This is a genomic window from Methylomonas rosea, assembly GCF_024505055.1.
Classification (GTDB): domain Bacteria; phylum Pseudomonadota; class Gammaproteobacteria; order Methylococcales; family Methylomonadaceae; genus Methylomonas; species Methylomonas rosea.
Map to the genome: position 1 here is coordinate 12,514 of NZ_JANIBL010000029.1, position 25,493 is coordinate 38,006.

A 25,493-nucleotide genomic window follows, 5' to 3' on the forward strand; every position below is an offset into this window, starting at 1 on the left:
ATGAACTGGTTTTCCAAGCTACTGGAAAAAAATACCGCCGCCAAAAAGCCAACCCCGAAAGCAGTGACATCTGCCGCTGAAAATCCGTCTAGTCAGCAAACCGACAGCGCAGTATCCAAACCCAGCGCCACACATCGGCAAGCCCTCACAGTAGCGCAGCTGAAAAAATTCGCTCCCTTACGCGATCTTGACGACGCAGCCCTAAGCTCATTACCGCATCTCAGTTTGACCTACGCCAAAGGGGCTATTATTTTTTCCTTGGGGCAATCGACTAGCAGCGTACTGTATTTGCTGGCGGGACAACTGTCCATGCAACCGGACAGCGATAGCCGCTACCAAATCGACGCCGATTCCACGCTAGCCAATCTGCCGCTGAACAGCGGTAGCCGTTGCGGCGCTACCGCCACGGCGCTCAGCGATGTGCGTATTTTGGAAATCCCTATCGAACTGAACCGCTTGTGGACGGATAAAAGCCAGGAAAGCGCCAATTGCGTGGAATTGATCGATATTCAACTGCCGGAGCCGATTAACGGCAGCCGCTTCTTCAACAGCTTCGCCCAAGCCTATCGGGAAAACAAACTACGCCTACCTTCCTTGCCTGATGTAGCACTGAAGCTGAAAGATGCGGTGCAAAAAGACATCGGTATCCGTGGGGCTGCGGAGATTATTCAGTTGGACCCGCCTATCGTGGCGAAATTAATCCAGGTGGCGAACAGCCCCTTGTATGCCACAGAAATATCGATCAACAATTGCCATGACGCGGTGGCCCGTATCGGCCTGAATGCCACGCGCAATCTGGTGATGGGCATCAGCATGAAACAGTTATTCAGCTGCACCGACCCGGAACTGATGAAAGGCATGCAATCATTATGGAAAAACAGCCTGTATGTCTCAAGTTTAAGCTTCGTGCTGGCACAGGAGTGTAGCAACATCAACCCGGAAGACGCCCTGCTGGGCGGTTTGATTGCCGACATCGGCGCGATTCCCTTGCTGCATTTTGCCGAACAATTTCCCGACGGTGGCCCCAGCTTCCAGGAACTACAAACCGCGCTGCCCTATTTGCGCGGCCCGGTCGGCGTGCTGATGCTGCATACTTTGGGATTTCCCGAACAACTCGGCAACATTCCGCATCAAGCAGAAAACTGGCTTTATGATAGCGGTTCTGAATTAACAATGACCGACATCGTCATTCTGGCCAAATTGCACAGTTATTTCGGTTCCGGCAATGCCCGCGACCTGCCCTATATCAACTCGATTCCGTCTTACAGCAAACTAAATCACGGTAAACTGAACCCCGATTTTTCCTTGATGGTGTTGAAAAAAGCCCAAAACCGGGTTAACGCCGCAATGCATTTATTATCCTAATCATCCCGATATTCATATCAGACTGGCTGCCGACATGACCAATCCCTTGCTAGAAAACACCGAACTGCCGCAATTTTCCAAAATTCTGCCCGAACACGTAGAACCTGCGATCAATCAGTTGCTGAGCGACGCCCGGCAAATCATCGCACGCCAGCTGGAAGCCGGCGGCCCTTACACCTGGCAAAATCTAATCGAGCCTATAGAAGCAGCCGAAGACCGCCTCAACAAAGCCTGGTCGCCGGTCAGCCACATGAATTCGGTGGTCAACAGCGAAGCAATGCGCGACGCCTACAACGCCTGCCTGGGCAAACTCAGCGAATATGCCACCGAAACCGGCCAGAACCGGGCTTTATACGAGGCTTATCAGGCCATCCACGACAGCGCCGACTTTGCCGAACTCGACCGTGCCCAGCAAAAAATCGTCAATAATGACATGCGCGATTTTCATTTGTCTGGCGTAGACTTGCCGGCCGATAAGCAGGCTCGCTACAAAGACATCAACCAACAATTATCCAAACTGGCCAGCCAGTACGAAGAAAATTTGCTGGATGCCACCAATGCCTGGCACAAACAGATTACCCATATCGCCGACTTGGCGGGCCTGCCGGAATCGGCCCTGGCACAAGCCAAACAAGCCGCAGAAGCAGAAGGCAAGGAGGGTTGGCTGATTAATCTGCAATTCCCATCCTATCTGGCGGTAATGACCTACGCCGACAACCGCGAACTGCGCCGCGAGCATTACGAAGCCTTTTGCACCCGCGCCTCCGACCAAGGCCCACACGCAGGGCAATGGGATAACTCGGAGATCATGGAGCAAATTCTGGCCTTGCGCCACGAAAAAGCCCAACTGCTGGGATTTAACAACTACGCCGAATATTCGCTGGCCACCAAAATGGCCAAATCCACCGACGACGTCGTGAAGTTTTTGGAAGACCTGGCCGACAAATCCTGGCGCCAGGCCCGCCGCGATTTGACCGAACTAAAAGAGTTTGCCGCCGCCGAACACGGCCTGAGCGACTTGCAAGCCTGGGACATCGGTTATTACTCGGAAAAAATGCGTCAGCATTTCTATCAACTGTCGCAGGAAGAAGTAAAAGCCTATTTCCCCGACAGCAAGGTCGTGCCCGGTCTGTTTGCCATAGTCGAAAATCTCTACGGCTTGCAAATCAGTGAAATCAAAGATTTCGACACCTGGCACCCTGACGCGCGCTTTTACCAAATCCTGGATAAAAACGGCCAGTTGCGCGGCCGCTTCTTCCTGGACCTCTACGCCCGCGCCAAAAAGCGCGGCGGCGCCTGGATGGACGATTGTGTCTGCCGGAAAAAAGTCGGCGACGCATTACAAACGCCCGTCGCATATTTAACCTGCAACTTTACGCCGCCCACAGGCAACGACCCGGCCTTGTTGACACACGACGAAGTGGAAACCCTGTTTCACGAGTTTGGCCATGGCCTACACCACATGTTGACTCAGATTGACCACCTCGGCGTGTCCGGCATCAACGGCGTCGAATGGGATGCGGTGGAACTACCCAGCCAGTTCATGGAAAACTGGTGCTGGGAAAAAGAAGCACTAGGTTTAATTTCCGGTCACTACCAAACCGGCGAACCGCTGCCCGATGCCTTGTACGACAAAATGCTGGCCGCGAAAAACTTCCAAGCCGGCATGATGATGGTGCGCCAATTGGAATTTAGCTTATTCGATTTCAAGATGCACCAAGATTACGACCCGGCCAAGGGCGGCCAGATTTACAGCATCCTGAAACAGGTGCGCGATCAAGTGGCCGTAGTCAAGGTCCCGGACTTCAACCGTTTCGCCCACAGCTTTTCGCATATTTTCGCCGGCGGTTACGCGGCCGGTTATTACAGCTACAAATGGGCGGAAGTGCTGTCGGCGGACGCGTTTTCTTTGTTCGAGGAAAAAGGCATCTTCGACCAAACCACCGGTGCGGCGTTTTTGCACAACATCCTGGAACAAGGCGGCAGCAGCGATGCGATGACCTTATTCAAAAACTTCCGCGGCCGCGAACCCAATATCGACGCCCTGCTCAGACATAACGGTATCGCTGCGTAAATTTTTCCCGCATTGCCTTGATGGGGCCATCAAGGTAAGCGAGTTTCTAAGGAGTTATCATGAAAAACTGCCCGCAATGCGGCCAGCCCAGATTGGGCGAGGAGTTTAAGTGTCCGCATTGCGATGTGTTCTATTCCCAGCTCGACGAACTGCTGTATGAAGAACAGCAAAAACAGGAAAGCCAGACGCTAAAAGGCGCGTTTAAACGCATTCGCGCCGCCGAAGAACGCTCCCAAGCTATGCGAGATGAACTGAAAACTCTGTGGCACCACACCTCTTTAAAAACCAAGATCGTGATTTGGACGGTAGTAGCGTTCGTGTTTGTGCTGGTCGTGCCGATTTTTTAAGCACTTTCAACGATCAGGGACTAAGGATTTGGCAACCCATAGTCCCGCAACTTTCTCCCCGGTTAGTCTTCCTTAGGTACTGCGGGCGGTGGCTCGGTTGGCGTATTGGTGACGGTTAAAGCATTCGCATCCAGTTTCAGTACAACCGCATTGTTCTGATGCGCCTTCAACTCGGTCAACGTGCGCCAGCCGGCATTATCCAGTTTACGAAAAGCCGCGAAAAAACCCAGTATCCGGGTATCGGCAGCTGGTTCGATCCGCAAGGCTTTATTCTCGCCGGGTTTTAACACCAACTCTTGCTTGCGTACCAAATCCGCGCCCAAAGTTGCCTGCTCTTTATCGAATATGGCAAAAAAATCGGCACCGTTAAAACCGCTTTGCTCTCGTAACTCATAGATTCTTAACACCACCGGCGACGCCTTACCGTCGGCGTCGGGATTGATTGAGACGGTGCTGTTTAGCGTTAGCTCGACGACCGTTGGCGGCGGCGGAGCAGGTTGCTCAGGCGCCTCGGCACACGAAGCCAGCAGCGCGACAAACAAAATTGGCAGTAATCTGACTAACAACATACGATCATCCCTTTAAAAACTTAATTACGCACATTCTGCCATAGTCAAAGGGGCTGGCGTAAGGATTCGCTTGAAGATTCGAATAACCGAGGAATTCGAACTTTATAAAGTGATTCGGGCTCCTAATACCGGTTGAAGTTGTAGTGCAAGCCGGTTTCGGCTTCGAAGTACCGGCCTTGAAAGCGTGGTGGGTTGTCGATTTCCTCGACATCCGCCAAGGCCAAATTGCCGTAGGCGCGGTAGCGGGCGGACCAGACGATTTGGCATTGGTTGTCGGTGAGTTCCCGCGGGGTGCCGAGATGATCCAGGTGATAGTGGTAGGTAGTGTCGCCGGCTTGGGTGTTGTCCTGTTCGTGCAGCGCCAAGGGCCGGAAACTGCCGGGTTCGAATAGATAGGTGCGGCTGCGCTGGCAATCGGTTTCCGTCAGCAGGCGCGGGCCGTCGTATTGGAACCGGGTTTCGCCTTGTGCAGTGTGCTTGGCGATGCGCCGGCCCAGCGCGTCGTAGCGGTATTCGCTGGTCCCTTGCGGGGTTTGCGCTCGGATCAAACGATTGTCGCCATCGTATTGGTAGCGAGTGACGATTTGGCTGGCGTCGCCGCGTTTACATTCGATCAGGTTGCCGGCCAGAAACGGGCGAAGCTTTCTGATTCAGAACGTTGCAGCGAATCAGTGCGTTTCAATTCCTACGACTATGCTAATGCTAAAAAAATATCTAAGTGAACTGAATGGATTAAGCCTTGCGAGGTAATTGTGTTTTCGCCTCCTTCTCCCAAAGTTTAAATTTTTTGTCCAGTGCTTCCGCTAAGGCAATTACCTTTTCTTTCGCGGCAGCATTATCCAAGCGTAAGCTTGTCGGTACGCGATGATAATCATATGACTCATCTGGACCAAAGATACCTGCCAGATGTGCATTGACCCGAAATATAATGTGGAACATTCTCCAACAGGTAGAATCCTCAAACTCCTTCAACTGGGCACTATAGGCAGGCTTGATTTTTTCTTTTCCTCCAATCCAAAGATCATTATGAAAAGCAAAAGTAATATTTTCATAATTGGATTCACTTCTATCGTAGCCAGTATCACTGAATAGCACTTTCCATCTTGGAATTTCAGCGAATCTAAGCGAACACATAATTGGCCTGAATAATCGTCGACTGGTGTCGACATTTTCAATATCTGTCGGCGGCACCAAATAAAACTTCTCAAACACCTCGATCAAATGACCGATATTCGTAGGAATAAGCTCTATGTATCGAGCTATAACAAAACCATAATCCTCCGCCTTATTAATAGCTGGGATATAGAACAAATCACCTGGTTTTACATTCTTCAACCCGCCGATCAATTGGTCAGACACCATTACAATATGCTGAGATCGAGTTCAACAACACTAAGTCTGCTGTCACTTCCATCAACAAAGGTCCGTTAATGGTATTCAACCTAATCCGTCCATCATTTCTCGTAAGATTTATATCAATAAAACAATTCGACGACCAACCGCTGAGCTGAATATCATCAACCCCTAGCAACCGCAAACTGATCTGTACCGTATTGAATCCCTGACTAACCCATTTTTTTGGAGGGCTGACCGGAAATTTATTTAAATCAAACCGTAGCAAGACACTAGGCCCATCTCTCTGAAGACAAACCTCATGCAAATTGAGCCTTTCTAAAGCGGGAACTGTGCCGGAATAAACCGTAGCCAACCCCGTTGTTTCGCTAACATATTGAGTCCACATAACTATCTATTAAATAAATAATGTTGTTTTGTCCAGGTACAGACCCTGTCCTGGTATTTTCAGGCGGCCTTACATTGAAATGCGCACCCTGATCACCTATACCTCCCTCACCGAACTGATGCCCAGCATAGTGATCCTGGATGACAACACTAGAACCATCAGGTCGCTTATACGTATATTCTCTGGTCATTATAGGCTTCCCATTTTCACCGACAATCCAACTACCGTCACTTTTAGTCATTGGAACCCGACTGACCGACTCAGGATGTTGGGATCGAGGTATTCCTAAGTCACGCTTTGCCTCATTTAACGCCCCGCTTCTACCAGGCAAACGGCAATCCTTAGCCGTGAACCCTGTTGGATCAATCCAATTTACCGGATCCTGTGTATAACGATAAACGTTAGCCCCGCCTTCTAATCCTATCGGATCCTGATGAATAAACCGCCCCGCATTCGGATCGTAATACCGGTTCAGGTTGTAGTGCAAACCGGTTTCGGCGTCGAAATATTGGCCTTGAAAGCGTAGCGGGTTGTCGATGGCTTCGACGTCGGCCAAAGCCAGGTTGCCGTAGGCGCGGTAGCGGGCGGACCAGACGATTTGGCCTTGGCTGTCGGTTAATTCCCGAGGGGTGCCAAGATGATCCAGGTGGTAGTGGTAGGTGTTTCCGCCGGTTTGGGTGTTGTCCTGTTCGTGCAGCGCCAAGGGCCGGAAGCTACCGGATTCAAACAGATAGGTGTGACTGCGCAGGCTTAGGGCATCGAAGCGATATTGGGCGATGCCTTGCGGGTTGTCAGCGCGAACCAAGCGATTGTCGTTTTACCAGTAACGGATGAAGAATCAGCGCCAATTGAACCTAAATAGGCTGTTAAACGTTTCCTAACTGAATACGAGCAATACCGCCCACTGGTAACATATCAATACCCGATTGGAATAACTTTAGCGCGCCATCGGTATATCGATGGCTCTTCATTACCGATGTTTCGCCGCTTTGAGGATTTATTGCTACCGCACCACACTTTGTTTTTTTCTTAATGATCGTGGCGAATTCTTTCCACTTCGACAACGAAACTTCATCATCAGTCTTGCATGACAACCAAGATCGTTTGAGCCCTTCTTTGGTCAACTGTCCAACATCGAGAACTAACGCATTTGGGTTCTGGATTACAAAGTCGTAGCGACTTACACAACTTAAGTCGACAGGATAAAGTGTAAAACCCAAGCTGATTTCGCCTGCATTTTCAAATGCGAGACTTCTACCGTCCCAAGCTTCGGCACGAAAAGGCGTTCCCCCCATTAATGTTATATTTAAACCTTCCAGAGACCTTATTGCCATAACCATGTCGTTAACTTCTTCCGGTAACGCATGGAACTGTATAGATAGACTTCCCATATACCACCTAATCGTATGAAACAAAATTGGTTGGAATCCCTGCTTTATCGGTCAAATCTTTCATCGCGTCTATCTCCCGAGAAACAGGGCTACCATCAGCTTTAGTTCTACCGACGTTTGTAGCACGTATTTCCCCCTCAGGAGTCCTGTACAAAATATCTGGACGCCTCCCAGACTTACTACCACCGGGGGTTGCAATTAACTCTTCTTTACCGCCTCCACCTGAAAGAATTGTATTCCCCTCGTCTTGAAGTCGAGTTGCTTCAGCTCGAATTTTGGCATTGTGAGGTGCATTTGGATCGGTTTTTGGACCTCTTTTCGCCCCACAATCCTTTCCAGTCAGACCCAAAGGATCAATCCAGTTCACCGGATTTTGGGCATACCGATAAACGTTAGCCCCCCCTTCCAACCCAATCGGATCCTGATGAATAAACCTCCCGGCATTCGGATCGTAATACCGGTTCAGGTTGTAATGCAAACCGGTTTCCACGTCGAAGTACTGGCCTTGAAAGCGTAGCGGGTTGTCGATGGCTTCGACGTCGGCCACGGCCAAATTACCATAGGCGCGGTAGCGGGCGGACCAGACGATCTGGCCTTGGCTGTCGGTCAATTCCCTGGGGGTGCCGAGATGATCCAGGTGGTAGTGGTAGGTGTTTCCGCCGGCTTGGGTGTTGTCCTGTTCGTATAGCGCCAAGGGCCGGAAGCTGCCGGGTTCGAATAGGTAGGTGCGGCTGCGCTGGCTATCGGTTTCCGCCAGCAGGCGCGGGCCGTCGTATTGAAATCGGGTTTCGCCTTGCGCGGTGTGCTTGGCGATGCGCCGGCCCAGGGCGTCGTAGCGGTATTCGCTGGTCCCTTGCGGCGTTTCGGCGCGGATCAGGCGGTTGTCGGCGTCATAGTGGTAGCGAGTGACGATTTGGCCGGCCTTGCCGCGTTTTTCTTCGATCAGGTTGCCGGCGGCGTCGTAGGCATAGTGGCGGTCACCCATCATCAACAAGCGGTCGCCTTCGATTCGGCCGCCTTCCGCGCTGGCGCCCAACAGGTTGCCGGCCGGATCGTGGACGAAGCTTTCCGGGCTGAGGCCTTCGCTGCGGATCAGCCGGGCAGCGGGATCGTAGTGGTATTGGCTGCGGCCCTGGCGCAGGTCGTCCAGTTCGCGCAGTTTGCCGGCCGCATCGTAGCTGTATTGGCGGCCCAACACGGTACGCTCGCCATCGCGATTGACGGTGCGTTGCCGCAACAAGCGCCCCAGCGGATCGTACTCGTAGTCGGTGTTCAGTTGCCCCTGGCTACGGCCGATTTCCCGGCCCAGTTCGTCGTAGCGGTGGCTGGTGAGGGTTTGGCCGTCGAATTCGATGCTGTCCAGGTAGCGCTCGCCGAAACGGTAGTCGATGCGGTGCCGGTCCGGGGTTTCGGTGAGGATGCGCCGGCCCAACAGATCGTATTTGTGGCGGACGATGGCGCCGTTCTGGCTTTCCTGATTGATCTGCCCCAGTGCATTGTAGCCGAGCAGGACCAAGCTGTCGGCATTTTTCGCCAGTTGCAAGCGGCCCAGCGGATCGTAGCCGTATTGGCTCAGGCTGCCGTCGGCGGCGTGTTTTTTCAGCAGCCGGCCGAGACGGTCGCGTTCGAAGCGGGTGACATTCCAATCGCCGTCGGCAGCGGGTTGCAAGTAGGCTTCCAGCACGCCGGCGGCGTTGTAGCGGTAGCGCTGGATACGGCCGTCGAAGCCGATTTCTTCGATCAGATTTTCGTCGCGGTCGTAGTTAAGGCTGTAAGTTTCGCCTTTCGGATTGATCAGACCGATCAGATTGCGTTCGCTGTCGTAGCGATAACGCATTTCATGGCCCAGCGGATCAATGCGGGCGGTGGGTTGGGATAGACCGTCGTCGTAGCGGTATTCGGTAGTGTTGCCCAGGCCGTCGATGTAATGGGTCAGTAGGCCGGCGGCGTTGTAGCGCAATTGCACGGTGCTGCCGTCCGAGTGTTGCACCGCCGTGACCCGGCCTGCGGCATCGTAGCCGTAACGGGTAGTGCGTTTATCTTGATCGACGATGGCGACGATACGATCATCATCGTCGTATTGGTAGCGGGTCTTGATGCCGTCGAAGCCGCTTTCGCCGACTAAGCGCAACTGCTCGTCCCACAACAGCGAGCGGGTCCGGCCCAGCGCATCGGTGATGCGCACCGGCACGCCTTGAGCGTTGTATTGGTATTGGGTGACCGCGCCGTTGGCGGCGACGGTTTCTTCCAGCCGGCCGCCGGCATCGTAGCGGCGCAGCCAACGCTGATCCAAGGCATCGATCAGTTCGACCGGGTTGCCTTGTTTGTCGTATTTGATGCGTTGACTAAAACCCAGCGCATCGGACACGCCGATTAAGCGGCCTTCTTTATCGTAACTAAAGCGGGTGATACCGCCGTCCGGCGCCACGGTTTGCGCCAGTTGATTGTCGGCGTTGTAGCTGTGGCGGGTTTCCCGGCCTTCCGGGCTGCGCTCCGAGATTAACAGACCTTGCGGATTGTGCCGATAAATCGCAATGCCGCCGCGCGAATCGATGGCGTGGCTGACGCCGTCCGGCAACCATTCGAAGCGGTAATCGTAAACGCCGTTATCGCCCCAGTTGTGCAGACATTTACCTTGGGGCGTATCTTGATCCCATTCGAAGTAAAAGTTAAAGCCACTGGGCAGGGTGCGGCGGGCGATAGCATGGTTGCGATAGGCGTAGTTTTCGCCTTGATCGAGCCGGTCGCGAGCGCCGATCAAATCACCTGCGTCGCTATACAGATAGTTCACCAACGGCTCGCCGGCCGCCTCGAATCCGCTTCCGCTACGCTTGCCGGGACGAATCGCGACGATGTGCCGGCCCTGGCGTTCCACGAGCAGATGCTTGTTCCAGCTGGCGGAGATGCGCTCGACATCGCCATTGGCATCGCGGTGAAAATACAGGCTTTGGCCCTGGCTGTTGTGCCAGGCCCGCAGCGGACAGCGGCCAGTTCGACCGGTGAAGGTTTTCGCCAACCCGCTTTGCTCAATAAGCCGAAATTGGCCATTTTCCCGGTACAAGCGAACCTGTTCCGGTAGATTAATGCTATAGGCTCCGGGCTTGGGCAGCGGCAAATCGATACGCTGACCATCGGCATTGCAGAACGTCACGCGCTCGCCGACTTCCAGCCACTCGTCTAAAGGCGTCAGCCAGCCGTAGCCCAATTGATGATCGACATCGGATTGGCTGCTACGGTAATAACGCCGCCAAGCCAAGGGCAATGGGCCATCCCAAGTAAAGTCGATCTTTTCCAGCATTTCCTCGCCGGTGAGCATGCTGATCGGCTCACCGGCGGTTTTGCAATCCTTACCCGGACATGCGGTTTGTTTAGAGGCGGAGGCCCCGCCCGCGGTTTCCCCCTCCGCTGCCGCACCCGCACGTGCCGGCGCTTTAGCGGATGACGATTTGCCGGTTGCTTGCGACGGCGTTACTGCTTCCGAGGCGGCTCCCGATTCAGCGCGGGCCAAGCCCTTTTTCCCGCGTAGCGAGCGTACTTTCGCCAGCAGCGCGACGAACGCCGCGACGCCGATCACCGCGATGGCGTCCGCTAGGTGTGTAGCGGCTTCGTCGAGATCTTGTTCATTACTGGCGGTGGCCGTGATCGCCAAAAATTCGCCCAGATCGCGGGCGACACCGAATACCGCCAGTCCGAACATCAGAATGCCGCCGACCAGCATCAGGATGTCGACGATTTCGCCAACCCCAAACACATGGGCGCCAGCCCAAATCACTAGGGTGGCGGCGATCATGGCCAGACTTTCCGGACTGAGTAGCGCCTCAAACTCGCGGCGCATGCTGCCAGGCAGTTTCGGTGCGGTGCGGCGCAGGGCTTCTGCGAATTTGCGTTCCAACGTCCAATCCCCAACCGTTTCAACCGGCATGAGAACAGGGGGTTTAGGCGCAGGGCTAGCAGAAGGAGTCGCAGCGCCACTCGCACTGGCGAGCGGCAACATCGCCGGCGCGAATTTAGCTTGATCGCGTTTCAGCAGATAAAACCAGGTGTCTTTACCAACGATGCCGTCGGGGTTAATACCGACACCTTGTTGATACTGGCGTACCGCGTTAGCAGTAGCCTGGCCAAACTGACCATCTAAGACCAAGTCTGGCGACGGACTAAGGCAGGCGTTTAGCAAAACTTGCAGTTGTCTGACCTCGGCACCTTGCGAGCCGGGCTTCAATATCGCCAAACCACTGCGTGCCGATGTTATGCGTGGGGCCGCCTTGGCCGGTTGACCGGGCAATACACCTATCGGTGCCGGTCGCGGCGAAGAGTCGCGAATCGTCGTGCCGGTGTCGATCTTGCGCGGCCTGATCTCAGAGCCCGCTGGCCTGGAATCTCGCCAACCGGCCATCTACGCCACCATCCTGGCAAGCGTTTTGGGGGCTATAAACGAGTAGGCGCCGCGACCCAGCTTGACGCCTGCCCGGCGCTGCTTATCCCTGTAGTATTTCGACATAATCCTTACTCAATCCTGATTGTTCCGGGCGACGGCAAAATGACCATCAGTTGATCATGACCATCCCGCCTTTGAGGGTCAACATACCATCGCCACTGACCGTGGTTTGTAAGCCCTTCAATTCGGCCTGAGTATCCGCCTGGATTTTAACGGTCATGCCTTTGATCGTAACGCCGCTTTGGTCGATTTTGATGCTGTTGGAGCCGACTTTCAGTTCTATAGACTGCCCGGCTTCCTCGGAAATGCTGCCGGCATTGACCTTGATGGTCCGGTTCCCCTGACTGACCGTCAGACTGTCGTTACCTTTATCGATCTCAACGGTGTGATTGCCGGTCTTGACCGTCAATTTGTCGTTGCCTTGGTCCAGCGTGATAGTACGGTGATTGTAGATGTCCACGGTTTGGTCGCCGGCATCTTTTTTCTCGAAACCGATTTTCTGCACGTCGTTGTTTTCCACGATACGCGTAAAGTTTTTCTCGGCGTGCATGTATAGCTCTTCGCTATCTTTCTTGTCTTCGAAACGAATTTCGTTAAAGTTTTCGGCAGAGCCGTTGGGAGTGCTGCGGGTTTTGATGCCGCTTTGGGTTTTGTTGGCATCCAAAGCATAGGGGGGCATTTGTTGGGCGTTATAGACCCGCCCGGTGATGATGGGGTTATCCGGATTGCCTTCCAGAAAATCCACAATCACTTCCTGCCCGACGCGCGGAATAAACATCGAACCCCAATTATTGCCGGCCCAAATCTGCGCAACCCGTACCCAAAAGGAACTGTTTTCATTTTTTGTGCCTAGCCGATCCCAATGAAACTGGACTTTAACCCGCCCATATTGATCGGTAAGAATTTCGTCGCCACTCGCCCCCACGACTATGGCGGTTTGTACCCCCTGCACTATCGGCACACGAGTGCGGCGAGGCGGGCGATAGGCGTATTCGGTACTGATAACGGAATAGGTACATTGAAACTCGTCCATGCCGCCCGCTTCGGCAATACCATAATCATTATTTTGAATCTGGAATTGGGTCGATACCGTCAGGTATTCGCGGTTTTGATCAGCGCGCGGGAATTGCGACAGGGTAAATTTTTGCCCCACTGCCAGCGTACGTACCGTGCCGATGGCTACAGTTTGCTCGTGCTCGGCGCGCAGCTCTTCCATACGCAGACGCGAATAACGCTCGCCCTCGCTATCTACTTTGAATTCCCCCGGATAGTCGTAGACTGCTTTACTGGACTGAGCATGTTGACCGGTAATATCGGTGACTTTATCCAAAGGCGCGGTCGTTGCCTCGAAATCGAAATCCTTTAAGCGGTAACTGCCGGAACGGATTTGCCGCCCAAGCCGCCATTCGTAAAAATGTTCTTCATCGCGATTATCCTGATTTGCACCGGGGTAGTATTTAACCGTGGCCGGTGATGCGGCCGTCAACTGCGTGATGTCATCGCATAAAACCAGTGAATGAATGCTATCGGTATGCGTAAAGTAATAGTAAATGCCTTCTTCTTCGAGCAGCCGGCTAATGAAATTGAAGTCGGTTTCCCGGTATTGCACACAAAAATCGCGGGGCTGATAAGTCGTGGAAAATTTTGTCGTCACGTCGGTATAACCATGCTCGGCGAGAACGGCCTTGACCATGTCCGGTACATTTTTGGTTGCCGGCGCCGGTGACCACACTTTGCAGTTACTGGCTTGCGTCAGTAGCCATACTTTCGGATGCACGATAGCCCGGTAGAAATACAGATCGCCGAGCATACCGAATTGATTAATCTGGGTGACAATACCGTTGAACGGGCGTAGCGCGCCGTTATCAAGTTGCAATTTGACGGTAATACTGGTGCCCAATACGGTTTGCAGATCAATATCGCCGTCCTCGCTTAGCAATTCCAATTCGTACTCGAACAAACTGCTCAGTTGCTCCCTACCGGTCATCCGATACAGCACAAATGTATCCGCACCAGCGGCTGTAACCACCGAAGCGGCACGATGATCTTGAGAAAGTGGCATGGTGAAATCCTAACGCTAAAACGATAATTTTTTGATACAACCGGCGTCAGCCACCGATCAGTACCGTAGGGTAACCGAGAACAATGGTGCCGCCATGGGCGCACATGTCGCCCATTCTGGCAGCCGGCATATTGGCTATCAAAACCGTTGCCGAGCCTTTCGCGATGGTATCCGGCGGCCCAACACAGACCAACATATCCGTAGCGCGCGCCGCAGGCATATTGCCGATCATGACGGTCGGCGCGCCTGGGCCGCTTATCGGGCCGCCAACATGCGGCACAGGCCCTGTAAACATAGGGCAAACATGCATATCGGTTAAACGTGCGGCTGGCTGTCCCATCGCAATCTCCTTAAGCAGCCTGCCAAATACGGCCGTTACCGCCATTGGCAATATCAATAGCCTGCTCTATAAAAAACTGGTATTTCTCATAAGCTTTTTCCGGCTGAGTCAATACCGCGGCCAACATTACCGCACCGGCCACCGCCTTGGCGGTCAGATTATCGGCGGGCGGCACCGATGGCGCGTCTTCCGGCGCCATGCTGCCGTCGCTCCAAAACGCAGCCATGGCTGCCCATGCGGCAGGATTTTCGAACGACGCACTGTGCGCGGCAGCGTTGGCAGCCCGCCGATTCGGCTCGGTTGGCTTAAATACCCACAACTCCGCGGCATCAAGGGCTTTAACGACTTCGGGGGCAGTTTGCGGACTCACCACGCTACGCGCGGAAAGACAGGCCCACCAGGTCGCTTCGCGCTTGGGTAACGCTCTGGCCAAAAACCGCACTGCATCGGGATAAAGTTTCTGCTCGAGCAGCGTATTCAAAAAATCAATCGGAGCAGGGTCGGCAACCAGACCTGCAACTGCCTGCTGATCCAGTTGAATATCCCGGCAAATCGCCGAAGCTTTAGGAACTGATACTTTTGTTAAAGATGCCGCGCCAGCCATGTATTCCCCACTTTCCATTCACCTTATCAAATATAAATCGAAAAACCGTTCGCTTATTATGCCGATTCTCTCACTGCCCAGGCTCATCATCGTCATTCCATTCCTTTTCATATCCGGCGTTAATCAGATAGGATCTTAATGTATTCATGATGTACTCATCATAGGCTTGAAGATCGCGGTGACCAGCTGCATCTAAGCCCTGCTCCGCATCTTTAACCGACTCGTCGACCATCTGCCAGAAAAACGCCGTTAGCAGTTTAGCCCCGTTGGCGTTTTTGACGTATCCATTGTCAATAATCTCGATGATGTCATTCGCTTTTAGTTTACGAGCGTAGTGCACGAGTATTTCTTCATCCTCAGGATACTTGTAAGCAATCATTTCAAGAACCTTTCCACATGCGGATATACTGCCATTCTATCGGCAATCATCAATAATTTGCCACCAAGGCATTGATGGTCATGCGCTCGGAGACTGTTAGCAAATAGTGCTGATTATCCCGAGTATCTTGCACAAACTGTAACCCAGCCGGCAATTCAAAACTCGCCAGCAACCGGTTAATATCAATCGACTTATCTTTATTCCATTTACGCTTTAATTTAATCTGATCCTTTAAATGATTCCAACCAGCCGAAAATGAAAGCCCCATTTGCTCATGAGGTTACACCCAGTTTTTGCAGGGCGAAAAAAGATAATCTTTTTCTCGTATGCCTTTAATCATAGCTCCTTGATTATGATCCAAATACAAAGTCGGATGCTGTTCGGCAACAATAGGCCTGGCCCGAAATTCACCTAGACTTTTGATATATTCCCGCAAATCATTGACCGAATTTAATTGTGTCATATTTATTTACAGAGAGTATTCATTGTGAAATACCCCCGTATTTTTAAATTGTCAAAGATAAACTTCTTGTTGCCATTCATCCAAATATCCCGTTTGTTCCCAAAAAGTAAGTTTAATTCCTAGAAATTTGGCGCACGCTTTTTGCTGACTCCGCCCAATAGATTTAATAGCAGTTCCAGACATCGACGGCTTCGACAAAAATTTTCTGCGTTTACCTTAGCAACAGCCCGCGCAGTTCCGAATAGCGTTAGCATATTCGGGGAAATAATGACTTTAAATTCGTCCGAATACGTTTAATTATTCGGACCTACGGCCCTGGAAAAGTGTTGCAGAACCGGGCCAGGGTATTTTCGCAGGGGCTAAACCCAACCCCCAGTATTCTTTTACAATCTAAAGCTTATTTGCAATTTAGGAATTCAAGACATACCCTGTCATCTCAAGATTGAAGTAAATTACCTGCCTATGTTAGCGACAAGCGGCCGGCCTGAACCAAATAACATGGGCGCTCATAGCACGACAAAGTCCTCCCCCCTTAAATAAGTCTGTTTTACATTGATTTTGCCATCCAACTCCCCTGATATATAAGATTTCTGATCACTCGTAATATGCTGTGTATAAGTCCAGGGGGCTGTTATGGTGTATTTAAACCACATTTGGTCCCGGCCATCCGCCCCCTCGTTATAGTCGGAATGGATGAATGAGGTGTGGGCCAGTATTTTTGACGGAGGGATGATTTTGACTGCTTTTTCCCCTGGCCTCCATGGGGCTGTACCTCCTTTAAGCCGTTGATACGCTTCGGTGTCTAAACAGTTGTCAACCCCGACTGCATAGATATAGCTGACCCTTGGATCTCCTGGCGTCGGAAACTTTGTTGCGCCTTGAAGCGTCCTTGAAACACACACACCTGTCTCGTTAAAAAAATCTTGGTTTTGTTTATTAATACACATACCTTGTGTAACAGGAGTATCGGCAATATATTCGTCGAAATTTGGCAACGCCAGCATAATTTGATTCAACTTGTCTTTGGGTAGCTGATACAACGCTTGCATGCCGGATGCGGTAATATCGCTGGGCGGGCGTGTATCAGAACGGAAAGCAACCTTGAATTTATGAAATGCCTGTTTATGGTTTTTAGATGAAACTAGGGCTTGGGAATCTTCACTGATAGGATCGAATGTTTGGCTGACTGGGATGATCTTGCTGCTGATTACCTGTTCAACTACCTGAACCCAAGCTGTAGTCACTAAAGTTTTCACTTGGCTTATATCATATGTCCTTAGGGTCCCCATATTGATATCACCAGGTTTGTTTTTGTCGCAGAAATAAGATAAACGCCCATATTGCGTCAATACATACATGGCAAACCATAATTTTTTAACCCAAGGAAAAATAGCTGGGTTAATATTAGCCTGGGCATTATCCCTTAAGGGTGAGTCAAATAGCGCTAAAGTTTTCAATAATTTGGTTGGATGTATTGGCATAACGCTTATCCTTTTAAGTTATTAAACTGAATAATTTATTTTTATTTGAAACATATCAATTAACTCTCCATCAGCTAACGCCAATGTCCGATCTTTTCCCGGCCATGTTAAAAACTTCCCACTAACCCCCTGCAGCAAGGCATTAGTTGAAGGGGCAGTGATCGTGCAACCACAGCTTTCCAATCCGATACAACTGCAGGTGATAAGGGTCGCAAAATGGCTTTGTTGTTATCCACCTCAGCCGATGCTGGTTTGAAACTCCAACATACTTAAAGTACAAACAGGCCGCGTATCTTCGAATAGCGTTATCGTATTCGGAGGCATGAAGACTTTAAATTCGTCCGAATACGTTTCACTATTCGGACCTTCGGCTCTCATAAATTAAACTTTCTTCGCAATCGCGGCCAACCTTTTCATTTCGCGTTCTTCCTTAAGCATCTTGTTTAGTTGTTCTTCTAAGTCTTTGCCCTTTGGCCCCAGTTTTTTTTCGTCACCGCCAAGATATTCATCCAATGCGTTTCGATCATCAAATTCTACTAGCTCCAAGAACCATGGCTGTAATCGGTATAAGGAATACTTTATTTTCATGTTGTTGTGAATGTTAATAAGCGTTTGGGGCCTTTCTTTTTTATCGATACCCTTATTAAATAGAAAACGCATAATCTCAACAAAATCCATTAGCTGTCGCCCAGTCAAATTAAAAGCACGCGGGGATGGTATATTAATAGTAGGGAAGCAATGGAAGTGCTTGCCAAATTGATCATTGTTTGTCATAAAAGCCAATTTGTAAGAAGTTTCAACCTTACCAAGAACTATTTCAGGATTGAGACTATCCGTATCAAGCCCAGTAAACTTTTCAATTAACTTATTACCAAACTCATCGAAAGCGGCTTTAAATTCACTCAAACTTAAGTTACAGAGCGTATTGTCATTCGACTCCTTTGCTGATGTCGGTGAATAATCTCCAATATCTTTGTATGAAGAGGCAAGATGTTTTTTATGAGACACGGTGGCTTTGAGCTTCACAGGAGTAGACTGCCCCTCCAGCAAGAAAGTCAATTCAAACCGAACATCAGATACTTTGCAAAGCGCCGTTTTATTATCCGGCAATAACCCACCTGGATTTACATCGACAAGTACAGCATTATCTTTCGTTATACTTTTAATCTTTGGCATAGCCACCTCCGAGCCTTAAAGATAATTCTTCTACACTAAGAACATCTTCAGAATGAATCATATAAAATCCTGATGCCATAAATCTTTATTAAATCTCAAACTCATATCCAAACTCCCCAGCCTCGACCTTGACATACACCCGACTGATCGGTGTACCTTCCATCATCCGCGTCAAAAACTCCTCGCTGATCTTCGGCAAAACCGTATTGGTCAAGATCGCGTCTATCATCCGGCCGCCACTTTCCAATTCAGTACAACGGCTGGCGATCAACTTGATCACGTCGTCGTCATAACTGAATGGCACTTTGTGCGATTCTTCGACGCGCTTTTTGATCCGGCCCAATTGTAAACGGGCGATTGCGCCTATCATTTCGTCGTTGAGCGGGTAGTACGGAATCACCACCAAGCGGCCCAGCAACGCAGGCGGGAACACTTTTAACAAGGGCTCCCGCAAAGCCTTGGCAATGCCTTCCGGCTCCGGCATCAAATCCGGGTCTTTGCACAAACTGGCGATCAGGTCGGTACCCGCGTTGGTGGTCAGCAAAATTAAGGTATTTTTGAAATCGATCACCCTGCCTTCGCCATCTTCCATCCAGCCTTTATCAAACACTTGGAAGAAAATCTCATGCACGTCCGGATGGGCTTTCTCTACTTCGTCCAGCAATACCACGCTATAAGGGCGGCGGCGCACCGCTTCGGTCAACACCCCGCCTTCGCCGTACCCGACATAACCCGGAGGTGCGCCTTTCAAGGTGGAAACGGTATGCGCTTCCTGGTATTCGCTCATGTTGATGGTGATGACGTTTTGTTCACCGCCGTACAGTGTTTCGGCTAGTGCCAGCGCGGTTTCGGTTTTACCCACACCTGAAGTACCGGCCAGCATGAATACGCCGATGGGTTTGTTCGGGTTGTCCAGCCCGGCGCGGGAAGTTTGGATGCGCTTGGCGATCATCTCCAGTGCGTGGCGTTGGCCGATGATGCGCTGTTCCAGAAGATCCGGCAGTTTCAACACAGTCTCAATTTCGTTTTTGACCATGCGACCGACCGGGATGCCGGTCCAATCTTGAACGACAGCTCCCACAGCCTGTTGATCGACGGTAGGCAGGATTAACGGCGACTCGCCTTGTTGTTCGTGGAGTTGAGCCTGCAAGGCTTTCAACTCGGTTAACCAGGCGTCGCGATCATTGGCCTCGCTACCAGCATCGCCTTCCACCGGTTCTGCTGCATCAACTGCATGTCCTGCCGATCTGAGCTTGCCGCGCAATTCCAAAATTTTGCCAACCAATTCTTTCTCGGCGTTCCAACGTTCTTCCAAACCGGCTAGACGTTCCTGTTCGGCTGCCAATTTTTCGTTCGCCACTTGTTCCCGCGCAGTTACTTCAACGCCCACCGCTTTTTCCCGGCCGATGATCGCCAACTCGGTTTCCAAAGCTTCGATGCGTTTACGACAATCGTCCACTTCGGCTGGCACCGCGTGTTGACTGATACCGACTCGGGCACAGGCGGTATCCAACAAGCTGACCGCCTTGTCCGGTAATTGCCGGGCTGGGATATAGCGGTGAGATAGTTTGACGGCTGCTTCCAGCGCTTCATCCAGAATCAACACCTGATGATGTTTCTCCTGCACCGAGACCACGCCGCGCATCATGCCAATTGCTTTCGCCTCGCTAGGCTCCAACACTTGCACTACCTGAAAACGACGAGTCAACGCAGGGTCTTTTTCGATATGTTTTTTATATTCCGCCCAGGTGGTGGCTGCGACGGTACGCAGTTGACCCCGCGCCAGCGCCGGTTTTAATAAATTGGCGGCATCGCCGGTGCCGGCCGCGCCACCCGCGCCCACCAGAGTGTGCGCTTCATCGATAAACAGGATGATCGGTTTGGGCGAGGCTTGCACTTCTTCAATGACTTGCCTCAGGCGATTTTCGAATTCGCCCTTCATACTGGCACCGGCCTGTAACAAACCAACGTCCAAAGTCCGCAAGCTCACATCGCGTAATGACGGCGGTACGTCGCCGGCGACGATTTTCAATGCAAAACCCTCGACTACCGCAGTTTTGCCGACGCCGGCCTCGCCAGTGAGAATCGGGTTGTTCTGCCGGCGGCGCATCAAAATATCAATGACTTGCCGAATTTCCTCCTCGCGACCGACGATAGGATCGATTTTACCGTTACGCGCCTGTTCCGTGAGATCAACGGTAAATTGTTTCAGCGCTTCCTGCTTGCCCATCGCGGCCGGCGCAATGGCACCGCTGGCTTCGCCGGGTGTGGCACCGACCAAGGAACCGTCATTGGCGACTAAGCCGTCTTCGGGCGACCCGGAGACAATCTTTGGTAACTCGTCGGAAACGGTATCCGGTTTGAGTTTATCGAACTCTTTGGAGATGCCCAGCAACTCGTTGCGCAAGGATTTGGTTTTCAACATGCCGACCAACAAATGACCGCTGCGTACCTGGGCCTCGCCAAACATCAGCGTGCCAAATACCCAGCCGCGTTCGACGCTATCCTCGATATGCGGCGAAAAATCGGAAATAGCGGTGGAACCGCGCGGCAATCGGTCCAGGGCCGTAGTCACGTCCTTGGCAATCACCGAAGCATCCAAGCCATAATGCTTGACCAATCTGTGCAAATCCGAGTCCTGCAGTTGCAGTAGCTGACTCAACCAATGCACCAGCTCGACATAGGGGTTGCCTCGAAGTTTGCAAAACACCGTCGCTCCCTCGACAGCTTTGTAACAAACCCTATTCAACTTCCCAAACAACTTGACTCGGCTAATTTCCGCCATGGTGTTTATTCCTCGCTAAAGTTTAAGTGTGGTTCAGCAGGCGCCAGCAGCCTGTATGAACGGATTAAGCGTTAAATCATCGGCATCGCCTTTATCGCGGCGCGGCCCCAGCCAAGTACTCCAACCCAATTGGGCATTGCCATTCATGCTACTCGCGGCGGTCGTTTCAGGTATACCTAAGGTCAGCTCTTCGGGTACTTCGGCTTTTTCCAGGATTAATTGCGCATCCCAGACCAGTTCATCACCGACATAATTGCGGACGATAGCCACCAGTTTAGGCAACAACGCTCCGCCCGGCAGCAATGCCAGATAGAGGCCGAGACGTAATGGCCCGAGAACGACGCGAAATTTATGTTGGCAACCCCATACACTGGCACCGATTACCACCGAGCTTCCCAGAGAACAGGTGTCGGGGCCCCAGCCCAAACGGCTTTGCTCGCGGGGCTGAATGTCCATCCACTCGCCAACAAATTCAGCAACGCGCACCGGCACTTTGAAAATATCCGACACAATGGCTTGTAAGCCTTCGGGATGTTTGGTCTGCGCGGCAAAATGCCCGGCATAAAACAACTTGCCCCGATCCGTCAATGCGTCCCGATGCTGAAACGGCTTACCGGAAATACCGAGCATGGCGCCAACATAAAAACCGAAGCGGTCGGTTTCCGGCCGGTCGTAATGCACTTCCGGACGGGCGTTGGCCCAGGCCCGGTAAAACAAACTGATCATCCGATGATGAAATACATCGGCGAAACGAGCGAAAGTCGGATCGTGGTGGTGACGCTGCCGTTCCCGGGCATATTCGGTCAAATGCAGCGGCAGTGGACCATTGGGACCGAACAAGCCCATAAAATTGACTGCCAATCTCGGTTTGCCTGACCCAGCTTCGCTTGGAGAATAATGATCAACTGCGGTTGCAGGAAATTCCAGTTCCGGCTCCTGGGAAAAACGCACCGCGTCATCAACAGCTTTTACGCTGGTGCCGAAGCGCGGCTTGTCGCTGTTCATGCATTCGATCAAGCGCACCGCCTCGAAAAAATCGAAGCGCGAGGCATCTTTCGTCAAGTCGCTGATCAGATCGTGTGCCGACATCCCATCCTCACAGGCCAACGCGCCACCTCACCGCGATCAGTAGTACGTATGACGGTTTCTACGAAAGAATTAATTGATACGTAGCGCGCGAAAAAGCGCTCCAATACCGTTGCCAGCAGAAAATAACCGCCGCCTTCAAACGCCGACTCGTCCAACGTGACGGTAATTTCCAAACCGCGCCCGAACACCATGGGTCCCTTGGCATCAATGCGTCTGACCACATTTTTCGAAGCCACGGAAATGACGCCCTCGATCTGTTTCTTGATGGCCGGTTCGCGTTGATCGGCATACAGCCCCAACAACTCCCGTAATGCCGCCGCACCTGTCTTCGCATCGGTATCCAGCAACGAAAGATAGTTCAGTGACAAATGATTGATTAAACGCCAGACGGTATCCGCCTCATAAGCTGCCGGCAGCGGCCGAGTTGGGCCAGCGATGCAGCGTACGGATTTTACTGGCGCACTCACCTGCAAGGTAAAATCAGTTTCGCCCTGGCCCACCGGCATCACCAGCGGTAGATCGCGGTTGGTACATAGTGTATCCAGGCCCAATTGCGCCAATTTGCTGGAATACGGCGCCTGCGCCGCATCGACCAATGAAATGAAAACCTCGCTGCCGATATAACTGGAACGTACCCCTTTACGACGTTGATTAGACGACAGCACCCGATTCACGCGCCGTAAGCTGAAAAACGCGGTCTCACCGGCGTGCTGATAGGACGCTTTGGAGCCGTAAAAGGGTAGAAAGGTTTGCTCGTTGCCTTGGTCGGCACCGAATCCGACGGCTTCATTGACGCTATGGATTTCATAATCCATCGGCCGGCTACGATCCACCACGATGTGATATTCCGATTGGCGCTGGTCGATATGGATCCGATCAGCGCGCTTGGGAAACAAGTTGATGGCCGGCACACAGAACAAAGCCAAATTATTCTGATCCAGTACATTGATCAATTGCGGTTCGCTGCGATCAAACAGCACGAATAATTCAAGCTGTTCGCTGTCGCAGGTGGACGCTAGCTCTTCCAGTCCGCCGAGCTCGACAAACAGGTAGCGATCCGGGAAAGCGAAATATTCCTGCAATATTCGATATCCGTCGAACGAGCGCGGTGTCTGTTTCAGTAAGGCCTCATCCGGCTCGAACCCCAAACCGCGGATTGTCCCACCGGGCAGCGCACGAATTTCGGTCGAGACACCGTTATTGAAGCTACCGACGATGCCGGTTGTATTCGCCAGCATTTGTTCATACAAGCGATACGGGATATTGCCTACGCCACGCAGAAATAGCGGCAGCCGGCCCAAAGCGATTTCATTAAACTTCAAGCCTCCCACACAGTTCAGGACGATGCGCAGCGCAGCCTTCACCGGCCCGCGAAAATGTTTAGCCGTCAGGCCACGACTGGAAACGGCGGCCAGACTCGGTAGATATTCAATCTGACCAATCTGCAACGGCAATAGTTGTAAGGCTTGCGCAGTACGGTACTCGCAGGCGGTTTGTTCGCCTCTGGCAATCTGACTACGCAACACCGTATCTTTGGCTATCGTTACCCCGTCAGCCAGAGCCGCTTCGGCAAAATCCGGTTTTAACTCCACCACGGTCATTGATGGTGTCGCAGACAGATAGTGCGGATAGACAATCTGCAATAATTGCTGAGTAAAGTTGGGGAATTCGGAATCGACTTTCAATTGAACCCGAGCCGCCATAAAGGCAAAGCCTTCGAATAGGCGCTCTACATAGGGGTCGGAACATTCGAACGTATCCAATCCTAAGCGATTGGCTATTTTCGGAAATTCGGCGGCAAACTCCGCGCCCACCTCACGGACGTATTGCAATTCGCGGTTATAGTATTTGAGCAGCCGGGGATCCATCGTTAACCGTCCAGTTCCTTCACGCTGATTTCGCCGGTTTCCAGATCCAGGTCGCTGCGAATGTATAAATGTACGGGCAACGGCTGTGCCCACAAATCCCCCTCGATTCGAAAGGACAGCGCCTTGTGATTCATTTGATCATCGGCTTTCGCCAATTCCACCGACAGCGAATCCGCCAAGATTCTCGGCTCGAAATCGTTAATCGCCTGCCTGACTTTGCGTTCAATCTTTTTAACGTCAATCCCGGTCAGCGATACGCCGGACAAGACCGGCGTCCCGTAATTAATTACCGACCGGGCTACAAACGGATAGTCGGCCAAATTAACCATGCTCTCAAACGCTGCGGTGTTAAGTAGCCAGCTTAAGTCGCGCAAGACGCTCTGCCGTAATTGGCGTAAGGACATCACGCGTTGTTCGCGGGTTTCCGCGCGTTTTTCCGGCGCTTCATCAGTCAACCGATCCAACAAGGATGGTTGGAGACGTTCCGCGTGCAGTAAATCGGCCATTATTCAAGCCCTGTCGCCGGGTTAAACTCGATAGTGCGGACATCCAGCAGCGCGTAATCGTCGACGTCGGTGGCCAGTAAGCGCTGTCCGGTGCCATGCATTACGCCATCGGCGACTTCGTTCCATTCGGTTAAACGGGACAGGCGGATGCGGGCGTCCGCAGCCGTTTCAGAGCCCGGATAACGGCAAGGTATCAAGCCGCTTGCTTCACCGCCATTGATCCAGGTAAATTGCGCCGGTATCCATACCAAATCGCGTAAATCGGTGGGTTTTTCCAACTGAATCTTGCTAATCTGCATAAACGGCACCCAGTAGTATCGACCATTGACAATGGCCTCCAATACGGGGCCCAAACGGCTATCAGCATCCGCTATCCATTCAAACGGCGTGCCGTCCAGCGCTCCGGCTGTAGCCGGGGCCTGTTGCAAGGCCTGAGCTCGTAAAGCTACGGCTTGCTGAAAATCACCACTGCTTTCCCGCATAAGCGCTTCCAGAAGCAAGGCCAACCACGCAGGTGGTTCTCCAAATATCAGCGGCGTTTTGCGCGCAGCGAAAACATCCTTACGTAGCGCTTCGCAGAGTAAAACTTGCTCATAAGTACTAACCATCAGTAACGTGGAGGCATCCAAATCACGCAGCACATTGAGTTGATTTAGCGCCTTGTCCCATAGGCCCTGCACGCAATACAACTGAAACAACAGGATACGGGATTTAGGATCGGCCGGGTTTTGCCTGATATGTTGCTGGGTCTGCTGCAATGCCGCGTCCAATTCGCCGTCGGCAATCAACCGTGAAACGTCCTGCATGGGAATCTCCGA

Annotated in this window: 22 protein-coding genes; 3 read left to right on the forward strand and 19 right to left on the reverse strand. The window is 52.0% G+C overall.

Going from position 1 to position 25,493, the window contains the following annotated elements:
* From NP589_RS10640 to NP589_RS10650, 3 genes are read left to right on the forward strand one after another with little or no spacing between them, the layout of a single operon-like run.
* Nucleotides 1–1,365, forward strand: coding sequence for an HDOD domain-containing protein (locus NP589_RS10640; RefSeq protein WP_256606958.1), 1,365 nt, complete (start codon nucleotides 1–3; stop codon nucleotides 1,363–1,365).
* A gap of 34 nt (nucleotides 1,366–1,399) precedes the next feature.
* Complete coding sequence (prlC, locus tag NP589_RS10645; RefSeq protein ID WP_256606959.1) at nucleotides 1,400–3,439, forward strand: oligopeptidase A; 2,040 nt, start codon at nucleotides 1,400–1,402, stop codon at nucleotides 3,437–3,439.
* 59 nt (nucleotides 3,440–3,498) lie between these two features.
* A complete protein-coding gene (locus tag NP589_RS10650; RefSeq protein ID WP_256606960.1) occupies nucleotides 3,499–3,786 on the forward strand; it encodes a hypothetical protein in 288 nt (95 codons plus the stop codon).
* A 62-nt stretch (nucleotides 3,787–3,848) separates the two neighbouring features.
* Here the strand turns inward: NP589_RS10650 and tssJ are convergent, their stop codons facing one another.
* The 19 genes from tssJ to NP589_RS10740 all read right to left on the reverse strand — a co-directional run bounded on the left by tssJ (nucleotide 3,849) and on the right by NP589_RS10740 (nucleotide 25,481).
* The gene (tssJ, locus tag NP589_RS10655) at nucleotides 3,849–4,355 is read right to left on the reverse strand and encodes a type VI secretion system lipoprotein TssJ (RefSeq protein WP_256606961.1); all 507 of its coding nucleotides are present in this window, start codon (nucleotides 4,353–4,355) and stop codon (nucleotides 3,849–3,851) included.
* 122 nt (nucleotides 4,356–4,477) lie between these two features.
* A complete protein-coding gene (locus NP589_RS10660) occupies nucleotides 4,478–4,903 on the reverse strand; it encodes an RHS repeat domain-containing protein (RefSeq protein ID WP_443190257.1) in 426 nt (141 codons plus the stop codon).
* Between the two features lie 184 nt (nucleotides 4,904–5,087).
* On the reverse strand, nucleotides 5,088–5,714 hold the full coding sequence (locus tag NP589_RS10665) for a hypothetical protein (RefSeq protein WP_256606962.1): 627 nt from the start codon (nucleotides 5,712–5,714) through the stop codon (nucleotides 5,088–5,090).
* Entirely contained in the window at nucleotides 5,707–6,096 is a 390-nt protein-coding gene (locus NP589_RS21750) for an Imm50 family immunity protein (RefSeq protein WP_371929665.1), read from the reverse strand. Before NP589_RS21750 ends, NP589_RS10665 begins: the two co-directional genes overlap by 8 nt.
* On the reverse strand, nucleotides 6,077–6,901 hold the full coding sequence (locus NP589_RS10670) for an RHS repeat-associated core domain-containing protein (protein WP_256606963.1): 825 nt from the start codon (nucleotides 6,899–6,901) through the stop codon (nucleotides 6,077–6,079). The genes NP589_RS21750 and NP589_RS10670 overlap by 20 nt, the downstream gene beginning before the upstream one ends.
* 61 nt (nucleotides 6,902–6,962) lie before the next feature.
* Nucleotides 6,963–7,487, reverse strand: coding sequence for a hypothetical protein (locus NP589_RS10675; protein ID WP_256606964.1), 525 nt, complete (start codon nucleotides 7,485–7,487; stop codon nucleotides 6,963–6,965).
* Nucleotides 7,488–7,494: 7 nt separating this feature from the next.
* On the reverse strand, nucleotides 7,495–11,880 hold the full coding sequence (locus NP589_RS10680) for an RHS repeat-associated core domain-containing protein (protein ID WP_256606965.1): 4,386 nt from the start codon (nucleotides 11,878–11,880) through the stop codon (nucleotides 7,495–7,497).
* Between the two features lie 151 nt (nucleotides 11,881–12,031).
* Entirely contained in the window at nucleotides 12,032–13,984 is a 1,953-nt protein-coding gene (locus tag NP589_RS10685; RefSeq protein ID WP_256606966.1) for a type VI secretion system Vgr family protein, read from the reverse strand.
* A 46-nt stretch (nucleotides 13,985–14,030) separates the two neighbouring features.
* Nucleotides 14,031–14,324, reverse strand: coding sequence for a PAAR domain-containing protein (locus NP589_RS10690; RefSeq protein ID WP_036279913.1), 294 nt, complete (start codon nucleotides 14,322–14,324; stop codon nucleotides 14,031–14,033).
* A gap of 10 nt (nucleotides 14,325–14,334) precedes the next feature.
* On the reverse strand, nucleotides 14,335–14,946 hold the full coding sequence (locus tag NP589_RS10695; RefSeq protein WP_256606967.1) for a DUF6931 family protein: 612 nt from the start codon (nucleotides 14,944–14,946) through the stop codon (nucleotides 14,335–14,337).
* Between the two features lie 52 nt (nucleotides 14,947–14,998).
* Nucleotides 14,999–15,307, reverse strand: coding sequence for a hypothetical protein (locus tag NP589_RS10700; RefSeq protein ID WP_256606968.1), 309 nt, complete (start codon nucleotides 15,305–15,307; stop codon nucleotides 14,999–15,001).
* Nucleotides 15,308–15,587: 280 nt separating this feature from the next.
* The gene (locus NP589_RS10705; protein ID WP_256606969.1) at nucleotides 15,588–15,770 is read right to left on the reverse strand and encodes a hypothetical protein; all 183 of its coding nucleotides are present in this window, start codon (nucleotides 15,768–15,770) and stop codon (nucleotides 15,588–15,590) included.
* A 506-nt stretch (nucleotides 15,771–16,276) separates the two neighbouring features.
* Complete coding sequence (locus NP589_RS10710) at nucleotides 16,277–17,251, reverse strand: hypothetical protein (RefSeq protein ID WP_256606970.1); 975 nt, start codon at nucleotides 17,249–17,251, stop codon at nucleotides 16,277–16,279.
* A 381-nt stretch (nucleotides 17,252–17,632) separates the two neighbouring features.
* A complete protein-coding gene (locus NP589_RS10715; protein WP_256606971.1) occupies nucleotides 17,633–18,427 on the reverse strand; it encodes a hypothetical protein in 795 nt (264 codons plus the stop codon).
* An 88-nt stretch (nucleotides 18,428–18,515) separates the two neighbouring features.
* Nucleotides 18,516–21,212 carry a type VI secretion system ATPase TssH gene (tssH, locus tag NP589_RS10720; protein ID WP_256606972.1) on the reverse strand — a complete coding sequence of 899 codons (2,697 nt, stop codon included), beginning with the start codon at nucleotides 21,210–21,212 and terminating at the stop codon, nucleotides 18,516–18,518.
* Nucleotides 21,213–21,245: 33 nt separating this feature from the next.
* Entirely contained in the window at nucleotides 21,246–22,301 is a 1,056-nt protein-coding gene (gene tssG, locus NP589_RS10725) for a type VI secretion system baseplate subunit TssG (protein ID WP_256606973.1), read from the reverse strand.
* Nucleotides 22,283–24,169 (reverse strand): type VI secretion system baseplate subunit TssF, encoded by a 1,887-nt coding sequence (tssF, locus tag NP589_RS10730; RefSeq protein WP_256606974.1) that lies wholly within the window; start codon nucleotides 24,167–24,169, stop codon nucleotides 22,283–22,285. Before tssF ends, tssG begins: the two co-directional genes overlap by 19 nt.
* 2 nt (nucleotides 24,170–24,171) lie before the next feature.
* Nucleotides 24,172–24,675: a type VI secretion system baseplate subunit TssE gene (gene tssE, locus NP589_RS10735; protein WP_256606975.1), complete on the reverse strand. Its 504-nt coding sequence runs from the start codon at nucleotides 24,673–24,675 to the stop codon at nucleotides 24,172–24,174.
* On the reverse strand, nucleotides 24,675–25,481 hold the full coding sequence (locus tag NP589_RS10740) for a type VI secretion system accessory protein TagJ (protein ID WP_256606976.1): 807 nt from the start codon (nucleotides 25,479–25,481) through the stop codon (nucleotides 24,675–24,677). Before NP589_RS10740 ends, tssE begins: the two co-directional genes overlap by 1 nt.
* Nucleotides 25,482–25,493 lie beyond the last annotated feature (12 nt).

Coding starts and splice junctions, on each gene's coding strand:
- NP589_RS10640 (WP_256606958.1), top strand. CDS start 1: ATGAACTGGTTTTCCAAGCTACTGGAAAAAAATACCGCCGCCAAAAAG.
- prlC (WP_256606959.1), top strand. CDS start 1,400: ATGACCAATCCCTTGCTAGAAAACACCGAACTGCCGCAATTTTCCAAA.
- NP589_RS10650 (WP_256606960.1), top strand. CDS start 3,499: ATGAAAAACTGCCCGCAATGCGGCCAGCCCAGATTGGGCGAGGAGTTT.
- tssJ (WP_256606961.1), bottom strand. CDS start 4,355: ATGTTGTTAGTCAGATTACTGCCAATTTTGTTTGTCGCGCTGCTGGCT.
- NP589_RS21750 (WP_371929665.1), bottom strand. CDS start 6,096: ATGTGGACTCAATATGTTAGCGAAACAACGGGGTTGGCTACGGTTTAT.
- NP589_RS10675 (WP_256606964.1), bottom strand. CDS start 7,487: ATGGGAAGTCTATCTATACAGTTCCATGCGTTACCGGAAGAAGTTAAC.
- NP589_RS10680 (WP_256606965.1), bottom strand. CDS start 11,880: ATGGCCGGTTGGCGAGATTCCAGGCCAGCGGGCTCTGAGATCAGGCCG.
- NP589_RS10685 (WP_256606966.1), bottom strand. CDS start 13,984: ATGCCACTTTCTCAAGATCATCGTGCCGCTTCGGTGGTTACAGCCGCT.
- NP589_RS10690 (WP_036279913.1), bottom strand. CDS start 14,324: ATGGGACAGCCAGCCGCACGTTTAACCGATATGCATGTTTGCCCTATG.
- NP589_RS10695 (WP_256606967.1), bottom strand. CDS start 14,946: ATGGAAAGTGGGGAATACATGGCTGGCGCGGCATCTTTAACAAAAGTA.
- NP589_RS10700 (WP_256606968.1), bottom strand. CDS start 15,307: ATGATTGCTTACAAGTATCCTGAGGATGAAGAAATACTCGTGCACTAC.
- NP589_RS10705 (WP_256606969.1), bottom strand. CDS start 15,770: ATGACACAATTAAATTCGGTCAATGATTTGCGGGAATATATCAAAAGT.
- NP589_RS10710 (WP_256606970.1), bottom strand. CDS start 17,251: ATGCCAATACATCCAACCAAATTATTGAAAACTTTAGCGCTATTTGAC.
- NP589_RS10715 (WP_256606971.1), bottom strand. CDS start 18,427: ATGCCAAAGATTAAAAGTATAACGAAAGATAATGCTGTACTTGTCGAT.
- tssH (WP_256606972.1), bottom strand. CDS start 21,212: ATGGCGGAAATTAGCCGAGTCAAGTTGTTTGGGAAGTTGAATAGGGTT.
- tssG (WP_256606973.1), bottom strand. CDS start 22,301: ATGTCGGCACACGATCTGATCAGCGACTTGACGAAAGATGCCTCGCGC.
- tssF (WP_256606974.1), bottom strand. CDS start 24,169: ATGGATCCCCGGCTGCTCAAATACTATAACCGCGAATTGCAATACGTC.
- tssE (WP_256606975.1), bottom strand. CDS start 24,675: ATGGCCGATTTACTGCACGCGGAACGTCTCCAACCATCCTTGTTGGAT.
- NP589_RS10740 (WP_256606976.1), bottom strand. CDS start 25,481: ATGCAGGACGTTTCACGGTTGATTGCCGACGGCGAATTGGACGCGGCA.